General features: G+C 34.7%; 9 protein-coding genes and 1 pseudogene. All 10 read right to left on the bottom strand.

Annotated elements, in window-relative coordinates; genetic code table 11:
* Positions 1-270 precede the first annotated feature (270 nt).
* Positions 271-540: pseudogene (locus CQZ94_RS28950) on the bottom strand (recombinase family protein); the annotation flags it as partial.
* 14 nt (positions 541-554) lie between these two features.
* The gene (locus CQZ94_RS28945) at positions 555-2,351 is read right to left on the bottom strand and encodes an ABC transporter ATP-binding protein/permease (protein WP_078177278.1); all 1,797 of its coding nucleotides are present in this window, start codon (positions 2,349-2,351) and stop codon (positions 555-557) included.
* Entirely contained in the window at positions 2,351-4,297 is a 1,947-nt protein-coding gene (locus CQZ94_RS28940) for an ABC transporter ATP-binding protein (protein ID WP_078177277.1), read from the bottom strand. The genes CQZ94_RS28945 and CQZ94_RS28940 overlap by 1 nt, the downstream gene beginning before the upstream one ends.
* 209 nt (positions 4,298-4,506) lie before the next feature.
* Positions 4,507-5,685, bottom strand: a complete 1,179-nt coding sequence (locus CQZ94_RS28935; protein WP_181149570.1) for a sensor histidine kinase — start codon at positions 5,683-5,685, stop codon at positions 4,507-4,509.
* Positions 5,675-6,364, bottom strand: a complete 690-nt coding sequence (locus tag CQZ94_RS28930) for a response regulator transcription factor (protein ID WP_002193631.1) — start codon at positions 6,362-6,364, stop codon at positions 5,675-5,677. Before CQZ94_RS28930 ends, CQZ94_RS28935 begins: the two co-directional genes overlap by 11 nt.
* A gap of 356 nt (positions 6,365-6,720) precedes the next feature.
* Positions 6,721-7,056 carry a transposase gene (locus CQZ94_RS28925; RefSeq protein ID WP_078177276.1) on the bottom strand — a complete coding sequence of 112 codons (336 nt, stop codon included), beginning with the start codon at positions 7,054-7,056 and terminating at the stop codon, positions 6,721-6,723.
* Between the two features lie 418 nt (positions 7,057-7,474).
* Complete coding sequence (locus CQZ94_RS28920) at positions 7,475-7,717, bottom strand: hypothetical protein (RefSeq protein ID WP_078177275.1); 243 nt, start codon at positions 7,715-7,717, stop codon at positions 7,475-7,477.
* Between the two features lie 297 nt (positions 7,718-8,014).
* Positions 8,015-8,203 carry a hypothetical protein gene (locus CQZ94_RS28915; RefSeq protein ID WP_000432338.1) on the bottom strand — a complete coding sequence of 63 codons (189 nt, stop codon included), beginning with the start codon at positions 8,201-8,203 and terminating at the stop codon, positions 8,015-8,017.
* A gap of 304 nt (positions 8,204-8,507) precedes the next feature.
* On the bottom strand, positions 8,508-9,170 hold the full coding sequence (locus CQZ94_RS28910) for a restriction endonuclease (protein ID WP_105588198.1): 663 nt from the start codon (positions 9,168-9,170) through the stop codon (positions 8,508-8,510).
* Positions 9,163-10,140 (bottom strand): DUF3991 and TOPRIM domain-containing protein, encoded by a 978-nt coding sequence (locus CQZ94_RS28905; RefSeq protein WP_105588197.1) that lies wholly within the window; start codon positions 10,138-10,140, stop codon positions 9,163-9,165. The genes CQZ94_RS28910 and CQZ94_RS28905 overlap by 8 nt, the downstream gene beginning before the upstream one ends.
* Positions 10,141-10,276: the final 136 nt, after the last annotated feature.

Raw genomic sequence — 10,276 nt, 5'->3', positions numbered from 1 at the left:
TTTCAAACCAAAAATAATTCGCCCTTACGTTGAGTATATGTATTCAACGTAAGGGCCCTTTTAAATTCATATTTTAATTTTCTTCGTTAAGATAACGTATATATCTCGTCTGAACCCCTTATTCCCCCTTTTCGAGGGGATGGGCAAAAACACCCTTCATTGATTCCGCGTACTCTTCCATGCTGCTACCCATTTGTTTCGCGGTCTTTTCCTATTGAGTTTTGAGAATCCCTTAACGTATAAAAAGGTTAAAATGTGCGTGCTACCCCTATATTCTTTAGAAGCATATAGATTTAAGGCTTTTTCAATGTATTTTTCTTTTACCTTCGGGCGACCACCTTTTCTTCCCCTGGCTCTAGCACTTTCCATTCCTTCTTTCGTCCGTTGGACGATTAAATCTCGTTCAAACTGACTAAATGCTTGAAAGACAGTTAACATGAGTTTTCCCTGTGGTGTATGTGTATCAAAATTTTCTTTTAAACTGATGAGCTTTACACCTTTTTGTTCAAAATACTCTACGAGTTCAATTAAATCCCATGTTACTATTGCGGTATTTACTTTCTTAGCGCAACAGCTGGCTCAGTATGAATAAGCTTATGGCTTGCTATTATGCTGATTATGATGACAATAATTGCTGTCGCAAGAATAGAGAGAAACATTTGAAGTATCGTGATGACTAGATTTAAATCAAAAGCAATACTTACTACATAGATGCAACCAATTAGGACAGCATTAAAAACAGACGCCAAGCCCGACAACAATATATTCTCACAAATAATCATTCTTCGTATTGTACCTTTACTAAAACCTAGTGCAGATAACAGTCCTAATTCCCTATATCTCGAATTTTGTAATTTAACAAGCAGAATAACACTGATAAAGAGACCAATTGCTAAAATCAAAATAGATACTACTAGGAACAGACGGCTAAGGCTGTTAAAGGTATTTTGTAAGGCTGCAATTTCGCTTGAAACATTTTTACTGTCTATATCTTTTGCCTTCAGCATTTCACTCACAGAAACAATATCATCAAAACTTGTCACATCATAACTAATTGAATAACATTTTTTATCCTTAATATTCTTATAAAACTTCTGTTCAACATCACTGCTTACAATGAAATCATCATAGCCAGCATTAAAGATACCGCTTATCTTCAACTTGTACTCTTTTCCTTCATACTTTAATGTGAGTTTTTGACCAATTAAACCTTTGAAATTATTATTGAATTTTTTCGCAAGGCTTGGCGTAAGGGATATTTCATTAGCTCCTCTTTTTGGCATAGTGCCATAAGACATGCTTTCGGTAGCCTTTGGCGTTGGATATTTCTCAATCATTGTTTTAGATTTATCTTCTATGCTTAAAGACACATTATCAATTTTGTATTGATAATAAACATTTTCGATACGCTGATCAGATTTTAACAGTTGAAAAACTGTTCCGTCATCTTCCCCTTTGATGTAGCCATTGTTAAAGGCGGTGTTTTTTTCTTTGAAATCAGCAATAGACTGTTCCAGAATATTCCCTGAAGATAAGGACAACATAAAGGCAAGAATGCCGATAGAAATGGCTAAACTGACCAACATGTATCGCATGAAATGTACTTTGAAATTTTTAAGTCCTCTTTTAAAAGCAGAAACTCTTGCAGTCGGATTAAATGTAACCTTATGCTCGCTTTTTTCAGTGCCTTTAACCACTTTATTATCAGCAACAATTCTACCATTTTCGATAGACATTACCTCATCAGCGAAGTCACAGATTTTTTGATCGTGTGTGATGACTATGACTAAACAGTCTTTTGATATTTCTTTCAAAATTTTCATTATTTCCGTTGAATTGCTACGGTCTAACGCTCCAGTTGGTTCATCTGCCAAGATAATTGATGGATTGTTAATTAACGCTCTTGCGATGGCAACTCTTTGCTTTTGACCACCTGAAAGATTTTCTATATTTTCATTTGCCTTTGATGACAATCCAAGTTGATCTAAAAGCTTCTCAGCATTATTGATGTATTCTGCTTTCCCCACAGGATGTAACTCTGAGGAAAGCAAGATGTTTTCAAGCACGGTATGTCCACTTAAAAGATGATAGTTTTGAAAAACAAAGCCGATATTGTCTCTTCGATATGCACAAAGCTCATCTACTTTCATTCTACTAATTGATGTATCACCTACGGATATTTCACCGTCATAGGTGCTGTCAAAGCCAGCAAGTATATTAAGAAGCGTACTTTTACCACTGCCTGAAGCACCTACAAGGCATATGAGTCCTTTGCTTGGAAAATCAAAACTCATATTGTCAAAAATAAGTGTTTCATCATACTTTTTTGTAAGATTTTTTATATGTATCATTATCGATCACCAGTCCTAAGCGCTTTGGATACATTGACTTTAACAAAAGTAGCGATAGTTACTCCAAATGCCACAACTGCAACTCCCACTAACAAAAGTACACCTGTGAACAGCATTTTTGCATTTAAAATATCAACACTAAACTGGGCTTTTGTTACCAAATTGATAAGTGGAGAGGTAACAAGCAAGAAAAGAATTGCCGTAGCCATTGTAATGACTGTTTCACTGAAAATGAGTAAGCTTAAATGCTTGTTATTATAACCGCTGATCTTATAAATGGCATATTCTCTTTTTCTCATAATGCCTGTAATAAGAAAGATTGCCATTACCATCACACCTGATAAAAGAGTAATACTAAGGCTTGCAGATTCAGTCTGTCCGGTCGTTTGTGCATTAAGTCTTACAATGTCCTCAACTCGTTCAAAATCGCCAATAGGAACGATACCTTTTGAATTTAACTCATCTTTAATAGAAATCATATCTGCTGGAGTTTTTGCACGAATGATAAAATCCATCTGTTCCGAACGGATTTCCGCTTGTTTTCTCATTTCACCGAGTGCAGTTTTACTAAAAAAGAAAGCATCATCAATGTATTGTTCCATCGTCTGTCCTTTATATTCACTTACTAAATTTGCATCAATTACACCAACGATCTTTGCCTTTATTGAAACGTCTTTTAATAAAGGTTCACCACTTTCCAGATTATACATGGAACTATTGAAGGTCATCTCTTTTCCAATTGCTTGTTTATTATCGATACCTAATTTTTTCACAAAGCTTTCAGGAACAACAACCTCATTACTGTTTCCCATAGGCATTTTACCCGATAAAAGTTTGTTAATGTGAGGTACGGCACCAGTACTTTCAACTTTGTATTCTTCTCCACCAACATTGATGTTTATATTCTTAATATTATCTGGTATAAGCACTCCAAATTCTACTCGCTTATCATTTACAAGTTGTTCATATAATCCACCTATGTTCTGTGTTACATCTGCTTTTGGTCCCTCATCTTTATTTCCGTCTGTACCGCTTGCACTTGTAAAACTACCAACTACGGAAATGTTCAATATTCCTTCATTATAAGTATCCAATAATTTATCAAACTCTGCCTGACTGCTGTTGTTAATTACACCATTCACTGTTGTAAGCAATAGGATCGCCGCAACCATAAGAGAGAGAGTTGCTACCGCAAAACGCCCAAATTTACTTTTTATATTAGATTTTGCAAGTGACAAAGAATTTTCCAGCGATAACTTAGGACGATTTTTCATTGTAAGTGTAGGCGTTTTTGTAAATGGAATTTCTGACTTTGAAATAAGCTTGCCCTTATCCAGTTCAAATATATGATCCTCTTCAGAAATTAAAGATGTATCATGGGTTACAACAATAACTGTTCGATTTTTAGAAATAGCTCTTAAAATATCCATTGTTATTTTTGCGTTTTTTCCGTCTAAAGCACTTGTGGGTTCGTCAGCAATAATGACTTTTGGATTTTTCATAAGTTCTCGTGCAATGGCAACACGCTGTTTTTGACCACCTGAAAGTTTTTTCACCTTTGTGTGTGCTAAGTTAAAGATCTTTAGATCTTTAAGGATTTTTTCAGCATTTTCTATATTTTTTTCACCTTTTAGATACTCTGACAACAGTACATTGTCTAAAACCGTAGCATCCTCAATTAAGTTAAAATCCTGCCATACAAAGCCAAATATGTTATTGTAAAAATAACTTTTTTCATTGGCAGATAAATCTTTGATATTTTTACCGCAATACAGTACCTCTCCATCAAAGTCTTGTTCCATACCACTCATGATTTTAAGAAGTGTGGTTTTACCACTGCCCGAAGAACCAACAATAAAGTTCAGTCCTTTGTTGATATTCATTGAGACGTTGTATAAAGCGAATTCACTTTTATACTGCTTCGATACATTTTTTATTTCAAACATTAACTTTATCCTCCATCAATTTATTTCTTCACAAGTGATAAAACTTCTTGATACTATTTTAATTAACTGTACAACGAAACTTCCCACTTGATTGGATAGTGTCATTTTACAGCAACCGATGTTAAATCCCTGTTAAGAAAATGCAAATATGCACAAAAAAATACAGAGCTTTAAAATATGAGGGTCATCCTCTATTCAAAGCTCTGTATTTACATTTTGCTTGATTTCATTTTATTTAGCGTTACCGTAAAGCAAGTACCACCTGTTTCGTTGTCACTTACAGTAATAGTGCCTTTATGCTTTTTAACGATGGTTTCTACAATCGAAAGCCCCAATCCTGCTCCGCCCATTTCACGGGAACGAGATTTATCAACACGATAAAATGGTTCAAAAATATTTTTCTTATCGATTTCAGAAATGCCTATACCTGTATCCTTTACAGTGATTAAAATCTTTTCAGCAGATCTACCAGATACTCCAATAGTGACGCTTCCACCATTCACATTATATTTTATACCGTTTTCAACAAGGTTATAAAACGCACGGTAAAGTAAATCTATATTCCCATGAATAACGCTGTTATCACCATTCAAAGACAATTGGACATTCTTTTCTTTAGCAATACCAGAAAGCTCGAAGATAATATCTTCAAATAAGTCTTCCGTAGTAATATTATTCTGTTGGATTATTTCATCCATATTGCTCATATCTAAAAGATTACCTACCAAACCTCTTAATCTGCTTGTCTGTTTTTCAATAACCGTAATAAGTGTGTGATACTCCGCCCTTGTGTGTACATTTTTCTTTTTAAACACATCCACCTTTGTTTGCAAAACCGTAAGGGGAGTTCTAAGCTCATGTGCTGCACTTGCTGAAAACCGTTGTTGCATTTCAAAAGCAGCGTTTAGCTGATCAGTCATAGTATTAAAGGACCCTGTAAGTTCCGCTATTTCATCTTTAGTAGGTGGTACGTCCAATGCCCTGGAAAGATTATGGGCATTGATGCTTTTGACTTGTTCGTTTAGATGCTTAAGTGGTTTTAAAGCCTTTCCAGATAAATAATATGTTAAACCTCCACCAGCCAAAATGATAATCATTGCATATAGGATACTTTCCATACGGAAATTTACTTTTGCGTAATTTACATCTTGGTTCATATCCAATGGTGGGTATCTGTTGATTCCTTCTGCACCAACGCTTCCCTCCTCAACAATAGTTTCTTCCTCGCCAATGGGTTTAGCAGGTGTCGTTTGAGTAGCCTCAATGGTTTCTGCCATTATGTTGGCAGAAAAATTGAGAATAAATGTAAGTCCAATACAGCATACTGCCAAAAGTACAGAAATAATTAAAGTGAGTCGCCAACGGAGCGATAGTTTTTTAATCATCATTTTTATCACCTTTTTGAGTAATAAAATACCCTTGGCCAATTCTTGTTTCAATCGGATCATAATTTAGAATTGCTTTCAACTTTTTCCTTAATGTTGCAATGTGGACACGAATAGCACCGCTAAAGCTATCTGCATTTTGATCCCAAATATGTTCAATCATTTCTTCTTGGCTTATGACTCTGTCTTTATTGAGTAAAAAATACTCAAGTAAAGCAAATTCTTTTTTTGTAAGGGAAAGTTTCTCATTACATACAAAAGCAATGCGCTTTGATAAATCTATGTTGATATCTCCACAGGAAACAAAACTGCTTTCCTGGATAAATCTCCTCCTTAACAATCCTCGAATTCTCGCTTCCAATTCTGCAAAATCAAAAGGTTTTGCAAGATAATCATTTGCTCCAAAGTCCAAACCTTTTACTTTATCGTTCACACTATTTCTTGCACTTAATATCAGTACCTTTAGTTCTGGCTTTTCATCTCTTATTTTTTCTAGGACCTCCAACCCATCCATTTTAGGTAGATTAAGATCCAGAACAACCAAATCATAATTTTCTATATATAAAAGTTCATACGCATCTTCGCCGTTATCACAGGTGTCCACCACATATCCATCTATTTCAAGCCCCTCTTTGATGGATTGCTGTAAATCAAGTTCATCTTCCACAATGAGAATTCTCATTTTTAAAATCACCTCGCTTTTTAGTATACGCAATCCAATGTTAAATCTTTGTTAAGATTCATGGCTTTACCTGCTCCTTTTTTATTAAAATACTAATTCCTTATAACTCTTACACTTCCTAATTTTCAATAGATTTTTATTTAACTTAATCCATTAACATTCTCTTTCGAATTATAAGAAAAAATCCTTCATACGAAATGAAACTAAGTCACCAGTCTTAATCTTATTAAAGCAAAGAAAGTAAGAAGAGAAAAATCTAATTATGTCCACGACATTCAATCTAAAATAGTTTTTAAATCGAACATTAAAATACATAGTAAGGGGTTTTGAGTGTTATTGCCGTTTCTGTTCCGTTACTACACAAACCCCAATACCTGCTGCTTTTCACTGTTGGATATTTGTGATTCCCATTCACTTTCTATTTTTCTAAACCATTTTCCTATTTTGCTTAGATAATATCTTTTTACTTCACCATAAGGAATCCAAATTTCACGTTCCTGTATTTGATTCATCACTTCATGAAGAATCTCATCATGTTCATACTTTCTAGGTTTTCTATGATATGTTTTTACAAACTGTGTATATTCTCTACGTAACCGATTAGAAATATGTTCTTTTTGTTTTTGCTTGAGATGTGAACATTTTTTATTTGTTTGAAGGATTTTTTCATTTACTTTTATGTGGTTTTTCATCGACACTCATCTCCTATTACTAGCAAAACGAATATATAACTATCGTATCACATTTAAATTGAAATACTGCTCTAGGTACATATTTCGCAAGAAATCTATCCAAAATAAACAATACAGTATCCATTTAGCGGATTACTTCAGCATAAGATTAAATGTAGACTATTGATTATGTATTTTGTTTTTTATTAAACATTACGGTACGTGAAATTTTATGTTCCCCTTGTTAAAAAAGCCCCCATAGATCTTACACCTATGAGAGCTACCTAAGGGTATTTAGACTTTCGACTTGATTCTATTGTAACAAGCTTTCACCAAATATCAAGAACATAACAATCCAAAACCAAATAATCAAACGAAATGCACTCTTGAAACTTCCCCACAGAGAAAATGTTTCCTCTTGCATTTTTATCATCCTTTCTTACTTGTCCTTTGGTTCTCCAAACCATTCATACATTGCCTGCCGGCTTATAATCCATTCCTTACGCTTCCCTTCCGGATGCAAAAAGTACTTCACTAAACCTTCTTGTAACATGCGCTCTAAATCATTTATTTGCTTCTCATTCATTAGAGAGGGGCTATATTTATTCTTAATTGTCTCACGAGGAATCCTCCAATAAAAAGCTGCTTCAGATGGTGTCATGTATTTATTAATTTCTTTCATGGGAATTCTCCTTTGTTTGTGCTTTTCCTTTTATGTTACAATAAATAAAGAAGGAAATGGACTAGATTTCCTTCTTCTTCAGTCACTCATTAACTAAGCCCTTTGTTTGCTGTTAAGCAAATGAAGGGTTTTTATTTTGCTTGCTTAAATTTACTATCTATGACAGCTAAACGGATCAACTTCAGCTTAATATCCTTACTAAGAGAAAGCCATTCAGATGTACCAATTTTCATATCCTTTTCCTCCCCATTCCCTTTTTATACTTCAAGAAAATTTACCCCTTAAAACATTTGTATTTTACACTAATTTAACAACTAGAGAATCCTCATCATATTCGTGAATGTGTAAATCATAGCGCATTTCTGTTGCATCTAGTACTTTGCAAAACCTCTGATAGTAAGCCGGATTACTTACTTCCATGCCAATTTCTCCATTCCTGAACAGATACTCTAAATCATCAATGATTTCTTTTACTGTATTCTCCAATATTCTCACTCCTTATCTTTATAAAATAACCTTGTAAGGTTATTTTATAACAAAACAATCAACCTTACAAGGTTATCCGTTTGTTTTTCAGATATTTTATAGAAAAATTCTTAATGACATCCTTAACTCACTTTAAACCACTTATTTTCGCTTACAACACACCCTTTGTTATTTAGGTCTTATGTCATTCACTTTTAAATAAACATTGGTTATATCGAAATCTGAGAAGCCGTTTTTTGATGAGAGTATGATTTTTTAAGTTAATTCCTAAAAATAACAAAAAGAGCTGGATTTTCATCACAGCTCATTTACTGATTGGTTCTGTATGTGTACATGTAGGATATTGAGAACAGCCAAAAAACTTATTTCCTGTTTTATTCGAATTTCGAACGACTAAATGATTTTTACATGTTGGGCATTTCCGTTCTTCAGGTTTTACTCCTTGATATACATCTTCAGCCGAATATTCGGGATTAATTTTATTAATCAATTTCTGAAGTTCTACACGATCTATTAGTTTTACATTACAAGCTTCCGCTAATTCTTTCGCCTGCCTTGTATATACACTGTTCGTTACAACCCATCCTTCATGTGCTTTGTAATAAGCTTGCGCTGCATATATCTCTTGTACGGCACTGATGCCCACTCTATTTTTCATCCCGTATCGTTTCGCCTGGATTACAATACGATTTTTCCCCCTTAATACCAGATCCGCTCCGAAATCATTTGACTGCTTTGTGACTGTTGGAGAATAACCCAACTCTCGAAAGAGAGCTTTTAGGTATACTTCGAATTGATGGCCGTCCATTTTGTCTATATAGCGAATACCGGACTTAGCCATTCGCTTTAATATTCTTCGCTCCTGGATCTTCCGGTACATAAATTTAAAAATACGAAAAAGAACATAAAGGATAAAACCATACATCAAAATCTGTAGTATGTTTGGCATAGATGGTATATTAGACACTTCTTTCCACCTCTTTGATTGGTTTCATTTTCTTTGGTTGTGCTGTTTCTTTTGGCTGTTGTTCATTCACTTGTTTCTTCCGGACATCGTTCCAATCTTTTTCATGCGTTGGGATATCCTCTTTAAGATCTACAAAGCATTTCATCGTCTGAATGAAGTCTTTCCCAGCCTTATCATTATCAACTGCCATAATGACCTCTTTAATATCGTGCCCTTCTTTTTTCGCATCCATTAAAGATTGAATCACCGTTTTTGACTTCAATCCATGCATAGAGACCAGGCGAGCGTTTTGTATTTTATTTTGCTTGATACTCCAATGTGATAACATGTCGATTGGATCTTCATAAAAATAGATCTTATCCGGCTTACCCACATCAACCGTAAAACCTGCATTGATTTTTTCATAATTCGGGACGATTTGTTTAAAGCTGCCTCTTTTATTCTCCATTTTTACAGTGCCTTGACGGTTCATTCCAATTACTTGCCCTTTGCCACCTTCTTCTCTCCATTTGAACACGACATTATTTTTCTTATCCTGGACGATAAGTTCCTTTTTAATCAGCCAGTTCACCAGGCGAGGATCTATTTTCCGCTCATCAATTAAGTATTGCTTGATTTCTGTTTGTTTCGGCACCTCTAAGTGTTTTGGATAACTAAAAGGCTGCTGCTCTTTTTTGCGTTCCTCTTCAGCTTTTGAACGATCAAACTCTTTGTAATCCCCTTTATTGATGTCTAATACAGCTTGCGGAAATGTCATTTCATAGTACATCATCGCAAAGCTAATCGCTCCATAGCCCTTTTCGCCACGACTATTCCAGGCGTATTGATTCCCTTTAACGATGAGACTGTCATGTTCCGTATGACGGTAATAGTTTCCCTCTTTCTTAAACGTTTCTCCCTTTGCTTCCAGATATGAAATCAAGTCAATATTTCTTGCTTTCATCGCATCCTCCGTACTGACATGTGCCATTACGGAATCCCCCCTTTACTCTATAAAATGAAATAAAAAAGAGGACTATTCCGTTTCCTAGTCCTCTTTTACATGCATTTAATTTTTATTTGCCGAATAAGAATTTTAATCGCTTCTCCTGTACGCTGTATGATAA

Origin of the sequence: Bacillus sp. MYb209, from assembly GCF_002975175.1 — a bacterium.
Taxonomy (GTDB): domain Bacteria; phylum Bacillota; class Bacilli; order Bacillales; family Bacillaceae_G; genus Bacillus_A.
This window is presented reverse-complemented; position numbering and strand designations above follow the sequence as displayed.

Excerpts from the sequence above, each read along its gene's own strand:
- CQZ94_RS28945 (WP_078177278.1), bottom strand. The coding sequence starts at position 2,351 with ATGATACATATAAAAAATCTTACAAAAAAGTATGATGAAACACTTATT.
- CQZ94_RS28940 (WP_078177277.1), bottom strand. The coding sequence starts at position 4,297 with ATGTTTGAAATAAAAAATGTATCGAAGCAGTATAAAAGTGAATTCGCT.
- CQZ94_RS28935 (WP_181149570.1), bottom strand. The coding sequence starts at position 5,685 with ATGATGATTAAAAAACTATCGCTCCGTTGGCGACTCACTTTAATTATT.
- CQZ94_RS28930 (WP_002193631.1), bottom strand. The coding sequence starts at position 6,364 with ATGAGAATTCTCATTGTGGAAGATGAACTTGATTTACAGCAATCCATC.
- CQZ94_RS28925 (WP_078177276.1), bottom strand. The coding sequence starts at position 7,056 with ATGAAAAACCACATAAAAGTAAATGAAAAAATCCTTCAAACAAATAAA.
- CQZ94_RS28920 (WP_078177275.1), bottom strand. The coding sequence starts at position 7,717 with ATGAAAGAAATTAATAAATACATGACACCATCTGAAGCAGCTTTTTAT.
- CQZ94_RS28905 (WP_105588197.1), bottom strand. The coding sequence starts at position 10,140 with ATGGCACATGTCAGTACGGAGGATGCGATGAAAGCAAGAAATATTGAC.